This window comes from Kitasatospora sp. DSM 101779 (assembly GCF_025655475.1).
Lineage (GTDB): Bacteria > Actinomycetota > Actinomycetes > Streptomycetales > Streptomycetaceae > Kitasatospora.
Window position 1 is genome coordinate 2,566,259 of record NZ_JAHTIK010000001.1, and the last position, 15,773, is coordinate 2,582,031.

Below are 15,773 nucleotides of genomic sequence, written 5' to 3' on the forward strand. Positions count from 1 at the left end.
GGCCGGGACGCTGCGGCAGCAGGCCGGCGCCGAGGTCGCGCCGGGCGACCAGGGCGTAGGCGGCCGTGACGGCGAGGGCGGTGCCGACCGCGGGCAGCAGCAGCGCCCACCAGCGGTCCCCGGCGAAGGGGCGGACCTGTTCGGCCCAGCCGATCGGCGAGAGCCAGCCCACCCAGGCCGGGCCGGCGTCGCCGACGGCGCGCAGCACGAATGCGGTGCCGAGCAGTGCGCCGGCCAGGCCGTTGGCGGCGCGGGCGGTGCCGGCGACCTGGGCGGTGACCGCGGCGGTGCCGGCGAAGACCAGGCCGCAGCCGCCGAGGGCGAGTCCGAAGGCGATCGAGCCCGCCGGGGACTCCCCGGTGGCTGCGAGGCAGCCGGCGACGAGCCCGGCGAGCACCAGGTCGGCGGTGGCGGCGGCGAGCAGCGCGGCGGTGAGCGGCGCACGGCGGCCGACCGCGCCGGCGCCGACGAGTTCGAGCCGGCCGTCCTCCTCCTCGGCCCGGGTGTGCCGGACGACCAGCAGGGTGCTCATCAGGCCGGCCAGCACGGCGCCGAAGACGCCCATCCGCCAGGCCGTCAGTCCGCCGATGGTGGACGCGTCGTGCAGCGGGCCGTACAGGGCGCGCAGCGAGGTGTTGGCGGCGATGCCCGCGGCGAAGCGGAGCCTGGCGCCCTCGGTGTCGTACAGCGAGCGGAAGGAGACGGCGGTGGAGACGACCGAGGCGGCCAGCACGTAGACCCAGGCGGGCAGCACGATGCGGTCGCGGCGCAGCGCCAGGCGCAGCAGGACGGGGGTCCCGGCGAGGGTGTTCACCGGGCCACCGCCGGGTCGGGAGCCTGGTCGCCGGGCTGCTTGCCGGGCCGGCCGCCGGGTTGTTCGTAGTGGCGCAGGAACAGCTCCTCCAGGGTGGGCGGCCGGCTGGTGAGGCTGCGCACGCCGACGGCGGTCAGGGCGCGCAGCACCTCGTCGAGCCGGTCCGCGTCGACCTGGCAGCGGAGCCGCCGGCCGTCCGTCACGAGGTCGTGCACGCCGGTCAGTTCGGGCGATGGGCCGGCGAGTTCGGCGTCGATGGCGGTGCGGGTGAGGTGTCGCAGCTCGGCCAGGGTGCCGGTCTCCACGGTGCGGCCGGCGCGGATGATGCTGACGCGGTCGCAGAGCGCCTCGACCTCGGACAGGATGTGGCTGGAGAGCAGCACGGTGCGGCCGCGGTCGCGTTCCTCGGCGATGCAGCTGCGGAAGACCTCCTCCATCAGCGGGTCGAGGCCGGAGGTGGGTTCGTCCAGGACGAGCAGTTCGGCGTCGGAGGCCAGCGCGGCGACCAGGGCGACCTTCTGGCGGTTGCCCTTGGAGTAGGTGCGGCCCTTCTTGGTGGGGTCGAGCTCGAACCGTTCCAGCAGGTCGGCGCGGCGGGCCGGGTCGAGGCCGCCGCGGAGCCGGCCGAGCAGGTCGATGGCCTCGCCGCCGGAGAGGTTCCGCCAGAGGGTGACGTCGCCCGGCACGTAGGCGAGGCGGCGGTGCAGTTCGACGGCGTCCCGCCACGGGTCGCCGTCGAGCAGCCGCACGGTGCCGGCGTCGGCGCGCAGCAGGCCGAGCAGGACGCGGATGGTGGTCGACTTGCCGGAGCCGTTCGGGCCGAGGAAGCCGTGCACCTCGCCGCGGGTGACGGTGAGGTCCAGCCCGTCCAGGGCGCGCGTCCGGCCGAAGTCCTTGACCAGGCCGGTCACCGAGATGGCGGTCGTCATGGCTCGACGGTACTCTCGATTCACAGATTCGTGAAGTTCATGAATTCAGTGGATTTCCGCAAGGGCCGACCGGTCCCCGATGATGGTCCGAACGGTCGTGGCACGGAGGCGGGAGGCGGCGCGGTGGAACGGGACGGCGCGGCGGTCGGGGCCTTCGTGGAGCGCTTCGCCGCGGTGATGGCGGATGCGGGCTTCCCGCGGATGCCCGCCCGGGTCTTCACCGCCCTGCTCGCCAGCGACTCCGGCCGGCTGACCGCCGCCGAGCTCGCCGAGGCGCTGCAGATCAGCCCCGCCGCGGTGTCCGGCGCGGTGCGCTTCCTCGGCCAGGTCAACCTGGTCACCCGCGAACGCGAGGCGGGCTCCCGCCGGGACCGCTACCGGGTGCACGACGACGCCTGGTACGAGGCCTCCGTCCACCGCGACCGGGAGCTCGTCCGCTGGGAGTCGAGCCTGCGCGAGGGCATCGAGGCGCTCGGCCCGGATACCCCGGCCGGGGCCCGGCTGGCCGAGTCGCTGGCCTTCTTCGGCTTCATGCGCGAGGAGCTGCCGGCCCTGCTCGGCCGCTGGCACGACCGGCGTGAGCAGCTGCGTGCGGCCCTGACGCAGGCCCAGGACGCCGGCGCGCTCTGACGCGGGCTCAGGACGGCAGCAGCGCGTCCAGGTAGCGGGCGGCCTCGACCCTCAGGTCCTGCGGGCCCGGGGCTCCGGACCTGCGGCCCGCCCCCGCCGCCGCATGGAAGATCACGCCCTCGCACCAGCGGACCAGCCGCCGGGCGTCCCCGGCCGGGTCGCGCGAGCCGGCGGCGGCCAGCAGCGCCGCGGCCCTCTCCGCGAAACCCGCACCCAGCCGGTCGTAGACGGCCCGCAGCTCGGGGCGCCGGGTGGCCTCCAGGGCGAGTCCAGCCGGGCCAGGGTGAGCGGCAGGCCGCCGGTCAGCGCCCCGTGCACCCCGGAGGCGACCCCGTCGAGCAGCAGGTCGCGCGGTGGCCGGTCCGGGTCGGCGGCCGCCGACCCGGACCCGGCGGTCTCCAGGTCGGCGATCCGGGTGAGCGCGAGCGCCAGCAGGGCGGCCCGGGTACGGGCGTGGTTGGAGGCGGAGCCGGCCGGCAGCCCGGCGGCTTCGTCGACGGCGCGGTGGGTGAGGCCGCGCAGGCCGCGGTCGGCGATCAGGGCGATGACGGTGTCGGCGATCAGGGCGGCGCGCGGCGTACTCAGGTCGTGGTGCACGAACGCGCCGCCACCCTCCCGGCTGCCCCGCACCACCACCGTCGCGGCCCGCTCCCGCCAGGTCGGCCGGCTGGTCGCACTGCGGGCCGCCCCCCGGCGGTCGCCCTGCGGGACGCCTTCCTCGCCGCGGTCGGCCGGCTGCCCGAGCGGGCGGCCGTCCGGGCGGCGGCGTCACTGCTGGACTGGCGGCTGCCGACGGGGTGACACCCGGACGGGGTGACGCCGGCTCAGCCGAGGTAGGCCGGGGCCACCGCGGAGCGGGTGAGGACGGCGGGGCCGCCGGTGCCGTCGGCGGGGACGGTCCAGAGGTCGGCGCCGTAGTCGCCGGCCAGGGCGTAGACCAGGGTGTGGCCGTCGGCCCAGAGCGCCTGGTCGTCGATGGTGCGCTGCTCGGCGGTGGCGGTCTCGGTCATGGTGGCCAGGTCGAGCACGTACAGCCGCCACGGGGCGTCCGGGGAGGCGCCGGCCACCCGCTTCTTGTAGGCGACGCGGGTGCCGTCCGGCGACAGCGAGGGGCACTCCACGTTCTGGTGCAGGGTGGTGAGCGTCCGGGCACCGAGGTCGCCGCGGACGAGGTAGGTCCTCCCGCCGGTGGCGACGGTGGCGTAGAAGCCGTTGTCGTCGGCGAAGGTGACGCCCCAGATGTTGGTGTCGGGCGCCTTCAGCGGCCTGCCGCCGTCGAGGACGGTGAAGGCCTCCAGGTTGTCGTACAGGGTCCAGCCGCGGGTGTCGACGATCGAGGTGCGGGTGGAGAAGTCGGTGCCCGCGTACGAGTCGCCGCTGACGAAGACCGTCCAGGCGGCCAGGCGGCCGGAGGGCGAGACCCGGGAGCGGGTGGGGATGCCCGCCGCCGGGTACCGCCTGAGCTCGTGCAGGCCCGCGTCGAGGACGACCGCGGTGTAGCGGTCGCCCAGCCCCTCCTGCTCGCCCTGCAGGCAGATGCCGGTGCCCGCGGCGGCATGGAACCGCAGGCACGTGACACCGGAGGCGGTCCGCGGGCCGTCCGGCCGGTCGGCGGGCACCGCGGTGATCTCGTCACGGTGCGGCCCCCAGGCGGTGGAGCGGAACAGCAGCCGGCGGGAACCGTCCGGGGCGAGAGAGACCGGCCCGGGGGTGATCACGGGCCCGCCCGCCTGCTCCCGGTCCTTGCGGCCGGAGCGGTCGGCGGCGTGCAGCACCGCCACCGTGCCGACCGCCCCGAGCAGCAGGACGGCGGCCAGCAGGGTCAGCAGGCGGGTGGTGCGCGTCATGCGGGGTGCTCCTCGGTGGTGCCGCCCCAACGGGCGGAGTCGGGGCTGTGGGGGGAGTCGGGGGTGCGGATCAGCAGGGTCGCCGCCGCGGCGGCGACGGCGAGGGCGGCGGCGGCGACCGCCAGCACGGACTGCCCGCCCCACAGGGTCCAGCCGGCGCCGAACGCCAGCGAGCAGCCGAAACGGGCCAGCGTCTGTCCGGTGCCGACCAGGGCGAGCCCGGCGCCCTGCTGCTCGGCGGGCACGGTCGCGGAGGCGGCCGCGGCCAGCACGCCGTCGGTCGCCGCGTAGAACGAGCCGTGCAGCAGCAGCACGACCGGCGCCGCCCACCAGGCGTGCAGCGGGGCGAGCAGCAGCCCGTACCCGGCGAGCAGCACCAGGTGGCCGAACAGGAAGAGCCGGCGGCGGCCGATCCGGTCCGCGGCCATGCCGAGCGGCACGGCCAGCAGCAGGAAGGCGGCCGCGGTGCCGAGCGGCAGCAGCGGGAAGAGGTGCGCCGGCAGCTCGAGCCGGCGCTGCAGCAGCAGGTACAGGAAGGAGTCGCTGACGGTGGTCAGTCCGAGCAGGACGGCGGCCAGGGTGAGCCGCCGCAGCGCGGGCAGCCGCAGCAGGGCCAGCGAGTCGCGCAGGGCGGGGCGCGGCCCGTCGGCGGGGGCGGCGGCGGTACGGCCGGGGACGAAGAGCAGCAGCACCAGCACACCGAGGGCGGCGATGCAGGCGGAGACGGCGAAGACCGCGTCGTAGCCGTCGGTGGCGAGCCGGAGCAGGGCGAAGGCGACCAGCGGGCCGAGCAGCGCGCCGGTGGTGTCCATGGCGCGGTGCACGCCGAACGCCCGCCCGCGGTGCTCGGGTGCGGTGGCCAGCGAGATCAGGGCGTCGCGCGGGGCGGTCCGCAACCCCTTGCCGGTGCGGTCGACCGCCAGCACCGCGCTGAGCAGCGGCAGGGTGTGGACGAGCAGCAGCAGCGGCTTGCAGACCGCGGACAGGCCGTAGCCGATCGCGGCGACGGCCTTGTGCCGGCCCCGGCCGCGGTCCGCGGCGTGCCCGCCGACCAGTCGGACGAGCGCGCCGACGCCGTTGTGTACGCCGTCGAGCAGGCCGAAGCCGAGCGGGGAGAGCCCGAGTCCGGCGACCACGTACAGCGGCAGCACCGCGCTGACCATCTCCGAGGAGACGTCGGTGATCAGGCTGACCGTGCCCAGGGCCAGGACGGTGCCGGGCACCGCGGCGGCGCGCCGCCCCGGGCGGATGCCCGGGACGGCGGCCGGATCGGTGCTGCGGCTCGCGGCGCTGTCGGCGTCGTCGCTGCCGACCGTGGTGCTGCCGGCCCCGGCGGCGGTGGCCTTGGTGCTGCGGGAGTCCGCGAGGTACACGGGCGTCAGTTCCAGATGCCGGTGATGTCGGAGGCGGTCGCGGCGTTGCCCGCGTGGCTGGTCAGGCCGGCCAGGTCCTCCAGGGTGCGCAGCACGTTGTAGTGGTTGTAGGTGGTGGCGGTAGAGCTGCCGGCGGCGACGTGCTCGCCGTAGAGGATCGTCGGGATGCGGTTGCCGGAGAGCTTGTTGTCCTCGTCGAAGGTCACCACGAGCATGCTGTTGTGGGTCTTCGCCCAGGTCGCGTAGGCGCCCAGGTTGTTCTGGATCCAGGTGTCGCCGGTGGAGACCGAGCAGTCGTGCATGTCGCTGCACAGGTTCGGCACCACGAACGACACCTTGGGCAGGGTGGTGTAGTCGGTCGGGAACTGGGTCATGGTCTTCGCGGTCGAGGTCGGCACGTTGGAGAAGCCGAACCACGGGTTGTGCTTCTGCGCGTACTTGGTCGCGCTGTTGCTGCAGACGGTCGAACCCTGGCTGGGCAGGCCCTCGTTGTAGCTCGCCCAGGTCTGGCCGGCGGCGATCAGCTCGGAGGCGAGGTTCGGCGCCGAGATCGAGCCGACGGTGACGCAGCTGTCGTCGGTGCGGCCCTGGTTGGAGCCCGAGAACAGCTGGTAGTAGTTGGGCTCGCTGGGGTGGGTGAGGCCGTAGGACTGGGTCAGGTTGGCCCCGCCGGCCTTCAGGGTGTTGTTCAGGTACGGCGCGCTGGAGCTGCCGATGACCTGCGAGTAGGCGTGGTTCTCCATCACCACGACCACGACGTGGTCGGGGGTGGGGAGGGTGGCGGCCTGGGCGGTGGCGCCGGTGACGGCCCAGATGCCGAGCGATCCGGCGGCCATTGCCACGGCGCCCGCGAGGGCGGTGAAGGTGCGCCGGTTGCGCTTCGGGGTCCGAGCGGCGGTCATGCTGTCCTCCGTACGAGGGGCGGCAGTTGACGGGGTGGAACGGGGGTGCTGCGTACTGCGACCGGTCGAGCGGCCAAACCCTAGGCGGGGGCCGGTGGCCGGGGCCGCGCCTGGGAAGTGAAGAACGGAAGAACAGCACCCGACGCCGGTACGTCCCATCTCACACCCGCCGCGATTGACCCGCCCGTCGCGCCCGTGGTGGGATTTCCGGCAGGTCGGAGGGGTTGCGGAGGCACGGTGGTGGAGCTGGACGGCCCGCTGGTCGCCGGTGTCGGCGCCCGCCCCGGCACCCCGGCCGACGCCGTCCTGGCGTTGCTCGACGAGGCGCTGGCCGGCGCCGGTCTCGACCGCACGGAGCTCGTGCTGCTGGCCACCGTCGAGGCCAGGGCGGCCGAGCCCGGACTGTGCGAGGCCGCCCGGATCCTCGGGGTCCCGCTGACCGCGCACCCGGCGGCCGTGCTCGCCGCGGTGCCCGTACCGAACCCCTCCGCGGCCGTCCGCGCCGCCCTCGGCACCCCCGGAGTCGCCGAGGCCGCCGCCCTGGCCGAGGCCCCCGGCGGGCGCCTGGTGGTGCCCAAGACGGCGTCCCGGACGGCCACGGTCGCAATCGCCCGCCGCGCGGCCGCCCCGGCCGGCGCCGGCCGGACCGGACACCCGGGCAGCCCCGACCGCCCCGCGACCCCTCGGGAGAACACCGCGATGAGCACCGACTTCGACCTCCGGCACCACGGCGACGCGGAGGTCCGCGCCGCCGGCCTGGTCGACCTCGCCGTCAACGTCCGCACCGGCACCCCTCCCGGCTGGCTGCGCGACCGGCTCGCCGCCACCCTCGGCGACCTCGCCGCCTACCCGGACCCGGCCGCCGCCCGCGCCGCCGTCGCCGCCCGGCACGGCCGCCCGGTCGGCGAGGTGCTGCTCACCGCCGGCGCCGCCGAGGCCTTCGTCCTGCTCGCCCGCACACTGACGGCACGTCACGTCTGTGTGGTCCACCCGCAGTTCACCGAACCGGAGGCCGCACTGCGGGACGCCGGACACACCGTGCACCGGGCGGTGCTGCGCGCCGAGGACGGCTTCCGGCTGACCTCCGGCGCGGTACCCGAGGAGGCCGACCTGGTGGTGATCGGCAACCCCACCAACCCCACCTCCGTGCTGCACCCGGCCGAGGACGTGGCCGCGCTCGCCCGCCCCGGCCGCACCCTGGTCGTCGACGAGGCCTTCATGGACACCGTCCCGGGCGAGAGCGCGGCCCTCGCCGGGGTGCGCGGCCTGCCGGGCCGGGTGGTCGTGCTGCGCAGCCTCACCAAGACCTGGGGCCTGGCCGGGCTGCGGATCGGCTACGTGCTCGGCCCGGCGGAGCTGATCGCCGAACTCGCCGCCGCCCAGCCGCTCTGGCCGGTCTCCACCCCGGCGCTGGCCGCCGCCGAGGCCTGTTCGGCGCCGGCCGCGCTCGCCGAGGCCGAGGAGGCCGCCCGCACCCTGGCCGCCCACCGGTCGCACCTGCTGGAGGGCCTGCGCGGTGTCCCCGGGGTCCGGGTGCACGGCGTCCCGGCGTCCTCCTTCCTGCTGGCGGAGCTCGCCGGCGCGGCCGCGGTGCGGGAGCGGCTGCGGGAGGCCGGGTTCGCGGTGCGGCGCGGCGACACCTTCCCCGGCCTCGGGCCGGACTGGCTGCGGATCGCCGTCCGGGACGGGGCCACCAGCGACCGTTTCCTCGCCGCGCTGTCCGCCGCCGTCGGCGCCCCGGTCACCGCAGGCTGACGGCATCCCCCCGGCGGACGCTGCCGCCCGCCAGCACCCGCGCGTACACCCCGGCACAGGGCATCGGCCCCATGCCGGGCAGCGGCTCCACCCGGTTGAGCCGGGCCGCCGCACGCAGCGCCTCCGGGTCCCGCGGCAGCGCGCCGTGCGCCAGCGTCGGAACGGCGCAGCGCGGGGTCGCCGCCAGCACCTCCAGCCGGACGGCGTCGCCGATCAGCAGCTCGCGGCCGACCCAGCCGTTCTCCGGGAAGCCCCGCTCCCCCGGGGTGTCGACCACCAGGTTGGGCCGGTAGCGGGCCGCCTCGGCGGGCCCGCCGCCGCCGGTGTCCGCACCGAGGGCCGCCAGCGTCGCGGTGCTGACCAGGTGGACGGGCGCGAAGTCGAAGAACGTCCCGGGCGGCGCCGCGCCGCCGAAGGCGTGCACGGTGGACGGGACGTCGACCTCCACACCCCGGTCGAGCACCGCCTCGGGGACGCTGCGTTCCAGCTCGGCACCGGGCGGCGGCGCGTCGACGGCCCGCACCTCGCGGCCGAGCAGAGCGGTGAGCCCGGCCTCGTCCAACTCCCGCCCGTCGGCGGCGAGCAGGCGGATCCCGTGCGGGGTGGTGCGGGCGGCGACGGTGAGCAGGGCGCGCCACAGCCGCGGGTTCTTGGCACTGACCAGGCGGCCGGTGGCGGTGTCGAGCAGGGCGCGGACCCGGTCGCCGTCGAGGCCGCGCTCGGTGACCCGGGCGAGGGCGATCTCCTCGCCGAGCGCGGACTTCAGCGGGTGGCGGTGCAGGCTGCGCACCGTCCCGACGGTCACCGCCCGGCCGCCGGGAGGTCCTCGGCCCAGCGGGCGAGGGCGGCGAAGTCCGCGGCCCGCAGGCCGTGCCGGTGGTCGACGGGCAGGGTCAGGGCCGGGGCGGGGTGGTGCGCCGCGATCCAGGCGGTGTCCTGCGGTTCGATCTCGTCGTCCACCCAGGCGAACGGGCGTCCGGCGGCCCACTCGGTCAGCTGGCGGGTCTTCCAGTGCAGCCCGTCGGGGTCGCCGTGGTGCATCCGCGGCCAGGGGACGAAGGGCAGCCGGGGCAGGCCGATCGGCGGCCCGATCCAGTCGTTGGCCTCGTCCTGCCAGGTGGTGCACCAGACCAGCCGGTACGGCAGGGCGAGCAGGGCGGGCCCGTGCTCCGGGTTGAGCCACAGCCGCAGCGGCTTCACGTACGCGGGCGGCGTCCCGCGGTGCCGTTCCAGCCAGGAGGCGGGCTTGACCCGGTGGGTGAGGTAGCCCTCGGGGCGGCGCTGCGGCTTCGCCCGGTAGGGGTTGAGCGGCCCGTCCACGTCCAGCAGCAGCAACGGCCGCCCGTCGTCCCCCGGTTGTTCCACGGCCCCTCCCCCGACGCGGTCCTTCCGCGCATTGTGGTCGGGCGCGGTGCCGCCCGGCCACCGGGTTTCGGCGGGCACGCCGCGGGGCGCGGACGGCCGTGCCGTCCGCGCCCCGGTGGTGGCGGCCCGTCAGTGGTGCGGGTGGCGGGCGGCCTGCTGCTGGAGGAGCGCGGCGACGTTCGTGACGTCGTCGATGACCTCCAGGAAGTCGTCGAAGTCGGCGGCCTGGGTGTTGTTGACGCCGGCGAAGAAGGTGTGGAGCCGGCCGTTGCCCGCGTCCAGGTAGCCGGCGACGGTCTCCGCGCCGACGGCGAACTGCTGGTTGAGGTAGTCGAAGCCGGCGACGGTGCCGGTCTTCGCCCAGACCTTGCCCTTGGCCGGGCAGTCGGTGCAGTTGTCGGCGAGGGTGCCGTCGACGCCGAGGATCGGCAGGGCGTTGCGGAAGGTGTCGGCCTCGGGGGTGCGCAGCCAGTACGCGAGGATCTGGTTGACGGCGACGGGCGTGATCCGGTCGACGGGGTCGCCGCCGCGGCCGTCGGCGAGCTGGACCTGGGTGAGGTCGACGCCGGCCCGCTCCAGGAAGGCCCGTAGGACGGGGAAGCCGTCCGCGCAGTCGTGGCTGCCGGCGGCGACGGCCATCAGGCAGATCCCGAGGTTGGCACCGAGGTTGTGGCTGACCTTGAGGATGAGCCGGGCGTACTGCTCGAACGGCGGGGAGACGTAGGCGGCGACCCGGGAGCCGGCGGGGTAGGAGGCCGGCAGCAGGTCCACCGGGTTGGGCCCGACCGGCCGGGCGGCGACGGTGACGCCGGCCCGCGCGAGCGCCTCGATCAGGGCGGTGCGGGCGAAGGCGTTCGGGTCCTGGACGTGCGAGATCCGCAGCACCGGGTCGGCGTCGGCGGCGATGGTGCCGGAGAGGGTGATCCGGGTGCCGTCGGGGTTGGCGGAGACCTGGATGTCGGTGGTGCCGCCGGCGGCGACGGTCCGCACGTTCGAGGTGACCTGGTACGGGGCGACCTGCGGCCGCCAGAACAGCTGGGCGGCCCGGCCGGGGGCGGTCGGGGTGGTGAGCAGGTCGATGACGTTGTCGTTGACGATCATCGGCGTGGGCAGTGGGTCGAGCGGCGGCTCGGCGGTGAAGAGCCGCGGGTCGACGACGACGTTGCCGCGGACCTGGGTGATGCCGGCCGACCGGATCTGCTCCGCAATGGAGTCGAGGCCGGCCAGCGGGTCCTCCGGGGTGAGGGTGGCGCCCGGGACGTCGTTGGCGTAGGTGTGGTCGACGGGCGTGTAGGAGACCTGGCCGTCCGGCGCGGTCCGCCCGCCCATGGTGAGGTCGCCCTGCGCGACCATCGCGAGGTTGCCGGTGAGGACGGAGCCGGAGCGGCTGCCGAGGGCGTTGACCGGGGTGGTGAACCGGTGGTCGCCGCCGAGGGTGTCCCAGGTGCCGGAGACGCTCATCAGCTTGGCGACCGAGCCGGGGATGAAGAACTTGCCGCCCTGCAGGTCGTGGATCGTCCGGCCGGTCTGCGGGTCCTGTTCCAGGATGCCCCACTGGGAGTGCTGGTACCTGGGCTGGTCCAGGATCGCGCTGATCGCGGGGCCGAGGTCCTGGCGCGGGGCCTTCGGCGGGGCGGCCGCACCGGTGGTCGCGGTGACGCCGATCAGCGCGGCGCCGATGCCGACCCACACCCGCCAGCTCCGGGTCTTCACTCGCATGCGTTCAACCGTTCGGGAGTCGGAAGCCGGTCGCACCGGGCCTGACGTCGCAGAATAGGAACGCGTGTACCGGCCGACGCCGGTCAGCGCGCCGGTCGGTGACGACACGTCACCCCGACGGGCTCCCGGTTGGTCCGATCGGCCCCCACCCGGCCTCCGGCGGGACCGCGGACGGTCCCGCCGGGTGCCGGACGGTCAGCCGCGCTTGGCGAACAGCAGCTTCCACGGCGCGAGCGCCGACTCCATCTGCACGCCGAAGCTCATCTTGGAGGCCCCCTTGACCCGCTCCTCGAAGCGGATCGGCACCTCGGCGATCCGCAGACCGCGGCGGACGGTGCGGTGGTTCATCTCGACCTGGAAGGAGTAGCCGTTGCTGTGGACCGACTGCAGGTCGATCGCCCGCAGGGTGTCCGCCTTCCACGCCTTGAAGCCGGCGGTGGCGTCCTTGACGTGCAGCCGCAGGATCGCGTTGACGTAGAAGTTCGCCCAGGCGGAGAGCGCCTTGCGGTGCCACGGCCACTCGGCCGCGGTCGAGCCGCCGGGCACGTAGCGGGAGCCGAGCACCACCGCGGCGTCGCCGGACAGCAGGGTCTCGATCATGACGGGGACGACGGCGGTGGGGTGCGACAGGTCGGCGTCCATCTGCACGACCACGTCGGCGCCCTCGTCGAGCGCCCTGGTCATGCCGGCGATGTAGGCGCGGCCGAGGCCGTCCTTCTCGGTGCGGTGCAGCACGCCGACGGTACCGGGCGAGTCGGCGGCCAGCTTGTCGGCGACCTCGCCGGTGCCATCCGGCGAGTTGTCGTCGACGACCAGCACGTGCAGGTTCGGCATCCCCAGGTCGGCGATGAGGCCGACGATGACCGGCAGGTTCTCCCGCTCGTTGTACGTGGGTACGACGACGACGACCTTGGGGGAGCTGTCCACCATGAATCAGATTCCTTGTTCGATACGTTCCGTGACGGCTCCGGTGAGTCTACGGCCGGACACCGGCCCCGCCCGCATCGCGGTCGGCCACCTCGGCCTCAGGCGCCCGGCGTTGCGGCCGCCGGACGCCAGGCGCGGGCGGCGGCGATGCGGCGGGTGGCACTGGGGTGGGTGCCGAAGAGCAGCACGAGCAGCCGCGGCGGATCGACGTCGGACACGTTGGCCACCGCGAGGCGCCGCTGCATCGCGATGAACTGCTCCGGGTCGTCGGTGAGTTCGAGGGCGTGCCGGTCGGCGCGGGCCTCGATCCGGCGGCTGGCGGCGGCCTGCAGCGGGCCGGTCGCGGAGCCGATCAGCGCGGCCAGGGCGGCCAGCAGCGGCAGCGAGCGGGGGTCGGCGGCGCTGTCGGCTCCCGCCGCGTCCAGCAGCGGCTGCCAGTTCGCCGCCAGCCCGATCAGCACGGTGGCGACGGCGGCCCCGGCCGCGCCGAGCAGGGTGCCGGTCAGCACGTCCCGGTGCTTCACATGGCCGAGTTCGTGGGCGACGACGAGTTCCACCTCGCGCGGCTCGGCGGTCTTCAGCAGAGTGTCGTAGGCGACGATCCGGCGGGTCGAACCGAGGCCCGAGACATAGGCGTTGAGGGCGGTGGTGCGGCGCGAGGCGTCGGCGACGAGGACGTCCCGCACCCGGACGCCGTCCCGGTCCGCGAGGCCCAGCAGGGCGTCCCGCAGCGGGCCGGCCGGCATCGGCGAGAAGCGGTTGAAGACCGGTTCGATCAGCAGCGGGTGCAGGAAGGACAGGGCCGTCACCAGCAGTGCGGCGAGGAGGGCGCCGGGGATCCACCAGCGGTCCGGGGAGCGGCCGGTGAGGGCGTACAGGCCGAGCGCGGCGGGCAGGAACAGCGCGAGTCCGAGGCCGAGGCCGCGCAGCGCGTCCAGGGCCCAGCCGCCCCAGCCCTGGGTGACCAGGCCGTAGCGGGCGCGGACGGCCCTGATCCGGGCCCCGAACGGCATCCGGATGGCCTGGCCGAGCAGCGCCAGCGCCGCCGCACCGCCCAGCACCTCGGCGGTGCGCGAGCCGCCGAACAGGCCGCCCGCCCAGGTCACCAGCCCGGCACCGGCCGGGGTGAGGCCCAGCACCAGCGTCAGGGCGAGCGCGGTGAGCGCACCGCCGAGCAGCCACGGCACCTGGGCGCGCCGCAGGGCACGGCCGCGGGCCACCTGCTCGGGCGTGAAGTCGGGGTCGTCCACGTCGGGGTCGTCCACGTCGGAGTCGTCCACCATGGCACCACCCTACGGAAGGCCGTGCGCGGCAGGTACGGAAAGCACCCGCCGCTCGCCTCCGCGGTGCGGAGGGAGCGGCGGGCAGGAGCTCCGGGGAGCGCGGATCAGACCTGGCCGGCCTTCTCCAGGGCCTCGCAGCAGGTGTTGATCAGGAGGCGGGTGACGACGTAGGGGTCGACGTTCGCGTTCGGGCGACGGTCCTCGATGTAGCCCTTCTGCTCCACCTCGACCTGCCACGGGATGCGGACGGAGGCACCGCGGTTCGAGACGCCGTAGGAGTAGACGTTCCACGGGGCGGTCTCGTGCTTGCCGGTGAGGCGGGACTGGATGTCCTCGCCGTACTGGTTGACGTGCTCCAGCACCTTCTCCTGAGAGGCGCCGAGCGACTCGCAGGCGGTGATGATCGCGTCGTAGCCCTCGCGCATCGCCTTGGTGGAGAAGTTGGTGTGCGCACCCGCGCCGTTCCAGTCGCCACGGGCCGGCTTGGCGTCCAGGGTGGCGTCGATGCCGAACTCCTCGGCGGTGCGGTAGAGCAGGTAGCGGGCGATCCACATGTCGTCCGAGACGGTCAGCGCGTCGACCGGGCCGATCTGGAACTCCCACTGGCCGGGCATGACCTCGGCGTTGATGCCGCAGATCGCGAGGCCGGCGTCCAGGCAGCGGTCGAGGTGCAGCTCGACGATCTCGCGGCCGAAGACCTCCTCGGCACCCACGCCGCAGTAGTAGCCGCCCTGCGGGGCCGGGTAGCCGCCCTCGGGGAAGCCGAGCGGGCGGGAGCCCTTGAAGAAGGTGTACTCCTGCTCGATGCCGAAGATCGACTCCTGAGCGGCGTACTGCTCGGCGATCGGGCGGAGCTTCGCACGGGTGTTGGACACGTGCGGGGTGCCGTCGATCTCGAAGACCTCGCACAGCACCAGGATGTTGTCACCGCCGCGGATCGGGTCCTTGACGACCTTCACCGGCTCGAGCACCCGGTCCGAGGCGTGACCCTCGGCCTGGTTCGTGGAGGAACCGTCGAAACCCCAGGTGGGGATCTTGTCCGCGTTCGGCAGCACCCGAGTCTTGGAACGGAGCTTGGCGGTCGGCTGGGTGCCGTCGATCCAGATGTACTCGGCCTTGATTGCCATTGCGGTGAACCTCACTGCTTGGGTGGTGGGTGCCCGCGTAGCGTTGCAAGTCGCCGTTTCCCGGTTGTTCCTCCTATGTAACGCCCATGTGAACCAACCGTCCGCGGCGGCACGCTCACCCTCGGACAGTGCACGTCTCGGGATGTGGGCACACCGGTGGGACGGCTGGTCCACCGGGGGCGGTCAGCGACGGCGCGCGTGGGCCCGCCGCCGACGGGTGGCCCAGAGCGCCGCACCGCCCGTGACCAGCAGCGTCGCCGCCCCGCCGACCAGCGTGCCGGTGCCGCTGCTGCCGGTGGAGGCGAGCGCCTCGGGCTGCCTGGCCGGGGCCGGCAGGTTCGCCGCGGCGGGCTTCGGAGCGGGCGAGGAGGTCTGGACCACCGGCGCCGGCGAGGGCTTCTCGCAGGAGACGGAGGCCACCGTCACCTTGCCCGTCACCCGGGCGACATTGAGATCGAGCGGGTTGACGTCGACCGACACCTCCAGAGCGGAGGCGGCGGCGGTCGCCGAGGTGACCGTCTTCTTGGAGAACTCCACCTCCACCGTGCCGACGGCGGGCACCACGACCCGGCTCGGGCTGTTCAGGCCCACGCCGACCGGACGGCCCAGCACGGTCAGCTTCAGCGGGGAGGTCACCTTGGCGGTCGGCTGCCCGTCCGCCGGGCAGGTCACCTCGGCGGAGAGCGCCTGCAGGCCGAGCAGGGTGGTGCCGGGCAGGCCGGGGGCGTGCACGTCCGCGTCGGCGAGCGTCACGGAGGCCGAGGTGCCGTGCTCGTCGGCGTGCGTGACCGAACGGCCCACGTCCGCCTTGACCAGGGTGACCGGGCGGCCGCGGTCGACGCCGTCCACCGCGGCGGTGAGCATCGAGGCGTCCCGCTCGGCGGGCGTCTGCACCTTGTTGAGGGTGGCCTCGACGGGGACGCGCACCGCCCTGTCGAGCAGCGACACCTCCAGGTCGACCTCGGCGGTGACCGCCCGGGCACTGCCCGCCGACCCCTTGGGCCCGGCGGCCTGCGCCGCCGCGGCCGGCAGCGAGACGGCGAGCGCGGAGGCGGCGAGCGAGGCGGCGGCGGCGCGGACGGAAGAACGGGACGGCATGACG

At 75.0% G+C, this 15,773-nt stretch carries 15 protein-coding genes and 1 pseudogene; 3 read left to right on the forward strand and 13 right to left on the reverse strand.

The genetic code is table 11. The features are described from left to right. Positions 1-814, reverse strand: a pseudogene (locus KSNIM_RS11905) (ABC transporter permease); the annotation flags it as partial. Further along, on the reverse strand, positions 811-1,743 hold the full coding sequence (locus KSNIM_RS11910; protein WP_263103213.1) for an ABC transporter ATP-binding protein: 933 nt from the start codon (positions 1,741-1,743) through the stop codon (positions 811-813). The gene KSNIM_RS11910 and the pseudogene KSNIM_RS11905, both read right to left, overlap by 4 nt. A 39-nt stretch (positions 1,744-1,782) precedes the next feature. On the opposite strand from KSNIM_RS11910, the gene KSNIM_RS11915 reads away from it, so the two are divergent. Then, the gene (locus KSNIM_RS11915; RefSeq protein ID WP_411543692.1) at positions 1,783-2,373 is read left to right on the forward strand and encodes a GbsR/MarR family transcriptional regulator; all 591 of its coding nucleotides are present in this window, start codon (positions 1,783-1,785) and stop codon (positions 2,371-2,373) included. A 7-nt stretch (positions 2,374-2,380) separates the two neighbouring features. Here KSNIM_RS11915 and KSNIM_RS11920 read toward each other — a convergent pair whose 3' ends face one another. Further along, positions 2,381-3,031, reverse strand: coding sequence for a hypothetical protein (locus KSNIM_RS11920; protein ID WP_263107917.1), 651 nt, complete (start codon positions 3,029-3,031; stop codon positions 2,381-2,383). Here KSNIM_RS11920 and KSNIM_RS11925 point away from each other — a divergent pair. Beyond that, complete coding sequence (locus KSNIM_RS11925; protein WP_263103214.1) at positions 2,962-3,174, forward strand: hypothetical protein; 213 nt, start codon at positions 2,962-2,964, stop codon at positions 3,172-3,174. The two genes, KSNIM_RS11920 and KSNIM_RS11925, sit on opposite strands and share 70 nt — an antisense overlap. Positions 3,175-3,197: 23 nt before the next feature. Here the strand turns inward: KSNIM_RS11925 and KSNIM_RS11930 are convergent, their stop codons facing one another. Genes KSNIM_RS11930 through KSNIM_RS11940 form a run of 3 tightly spaced genes read right to left on the reverse strand, consistent with a single transcriptional unit; the run spans position 3,198 to position 6,495 of the window. Beyond that, positions 3,198-4,220: a TolB family protein gene (locus KSNIM_RS11930; protein WP_263103215.1), complete on the reverse strand. Its 1,023-nt coding sequence runs from the start codon at positions 4,218-4,220 to the stop codon at positions 3,198-3,200. Next, positions 4,217-5,593, reverse strand: coding sequence for an MFS transporter (locus KSNIM_RS11935; RefSeq protein ID WP_263103216.1), 1,377 nt, complete (start codon positions 5,591-5,593; stop codon positions 4,217-4,219). Before KSNIM_RS11935 ends, KSNIM_RS11930 begins: the two co-directional genes overlap by 4 nt. 5 nt (positions 5,594-5,598) lie before the next feature. Beyond that, entirely contained in the window at positions 5,599-6,495 is an 897-nt protein-coding gene (locus KSNIM_RS11940; RefSeq protein WP_263103217.1) for an alkaline phosphatase family protein, read from the reverse strand. Positions 6,496-6,732: 237 nt separating this feature from the next. Here KSNIM_RS11940 and cobC point away from each other — a divergent pair, with 237 nt between their 5' ends. Continuing rightward, a complete protein-coding gene (cobC, locus tag KSNIM_RS11945) occupies positions 6,733-8,250 on the forward strand; it encodes an Rv2231c family pyridoxal phosphate-dependent protein CobC (RefSeq protein WP_263103218.1) in 1,518 nt (505 codons plus the stop codon). Here cobC and KSNIM_RS11950 read toward each other — a convergent pair. The 7 genes from KSNIM_RS11950 to KSNIM_RS11980 form a co-directional block, all read right to left on the reverse strand. Further along, on the reverse strand, positions 8,237-9,040 hold the full coding sequence (locus tag KSNIM_RS11950; RefSeq protein WP_263103219.1) for an MOSC domain-containing protein: 804 nt from the start codon (positions 9,038-9,040) through the stop codon (positions 8,237-8,239). The genes cobC and KSNIM_RS11950 overlap by 14 nt on opposite strands. Positions 9,041-9,051: 11 nt before the next feature. Next, positions 9,052-9,615 carry a hypothetical protein gene (locus tag KSNIM_RS11955; RefSeq protein ID WP_263103220.1) on the reverse strand — a complete coding sequence of 188 codons (564 nt, stop codon included), beginning with the start codon at positions 9,613-9,615 and terminating at the stop codon, positions 9,052-9,054. Between the two features lie 129 nt (positions 9,616-9,744). Then, the gene (gene dacB / locus KSNIM_RS11960; protein WP_263103221.1) at positions 9,745-11,334 is read right to left on the reverse strand and encodes a D-alanyl-D-alanine carboxypeptidase/D-alanyl-D-alanine-endopeptidase; all 1,590 of its coding nucleotides are present in this window, start codon (positions 11,332-11,334) and stop codon (positions 9,745-9,747) included. A 195-nt stretch (positions 11,335-11,529) separates the two neighbouring features. Beyond that, the gene (locus KSNIM_RS11965; protein WP_263103222.1) at positions 11,530-12,264 is read right to left on the reverse strand and encodes a polyprenol monophosphomannose synthase; all 735 of its coding nucleotides are present in this window, start codon (positions 12,262-12,264) and stop codon (positions 11,530-11,532) included. A gap of 95 nt (positions 12,265-12,359) precedes the next feature. Continuing rightward, positions 12,360-13,544, reverse strand: coding sequence for a M48 family metalloprotease (locus KSNIM_RS11970; protein ID WP_263103223.1), 1,185 nt, complete (start codon positions 13,542-13,544; stop codon positions 12,360-12,362). Positions 13,545-13,648: 104 nt separating this feature from the next. Next, complete coding sequence (glnII, locus tag KSNIM_RS11975) at positions 13,649-14,671, reverse strand: glutamine synthetase GlnII (protein ID WP_263103224.1); 1,023 nt, start codon at positions 14,669-14,671, stop codon at positions 13,649-13,651. A gap of 183 nt (positions 14,672-14,854) precedes the next feature. After that, a complete protein-coding gene (locus KSNIM_RS11980) occupies positions 14,855-15,769 on the reverse strand; it encodes an SCO1860 family LAETG-anchored protein (RefSeq protein WP_263103225.1) in 915 nt (304 codons plus the stop codon). Between the last annotated feature and the right edge of the window lie 4 nt (positions 15,770-15,773).

Bases quoted from the DNA above. Each gene is read 5' to 3' on its own strand.
- KSNIM_RS11970 (WP_263103223.1), bottom strand. From the start codon at position 13,544: ATGGTGGACGACTCCGACGTGGACGACCCCGACGTGGACGACCCCGAC.
- dacB (WP_263103221.1), bottom strand. From the start codon at position 11,334: ATGCGAGTGAAGACCCGGAGCTGGCGGGTGTGGGTCGGCATCGGCGCC.
- KSNIM_RS11915 (WP_411543692.1), top strand. From the start codon at position 1,783: ATGAATTCAGTGGATTTCCGCAAGGGCCGACCGGTCCCCGATGATGGT.
- KSNIM_RS11965 (WP_263103222.1), bottom strand. From the start codon at position 12,264: ATGGTGGACAGCTCCCCCAAGGTCGTCGTCGTCGTACCCACGTACAAC.
- KSNIM_RS11980 (WP_263103225.1), bottom strand. From the start codon at position 15,769: ATGCCGTCCCGTTCTTCCGTCCGCGCCGCCGCCGCCTCGCTCGCCGCC.
- KSNIM_RS11910 (WP_263103213.1), bottom strand. From the start codon at position 1,743: ATGACGACCGCCATCTCGGTGACCGGCCTGGTCAAGGACTTCGGCCGG.
- KSNIM_RS11940 (WP_263103217.1), bottom strand. From the start codon at position 6,495: ATGACCGCCGCTCGGACCCCGAAGCGCAACCGGCGCACCTTCACCGCC.
- KSNIM_RS11930 (WP_263103215.1), bottom strand. From the start codon at position 4,220: ATGACGCGCACCACCCGCCTGCTGACCCTGCTGGCCGCCGTCCTGCTG.
- glnII (WP_263103224.1), bottom strand. From the start codon at position 14,671: ATGGCAATCAAGGCCGAGTACATCTGGATCGACGGCACCCAGCCGACC.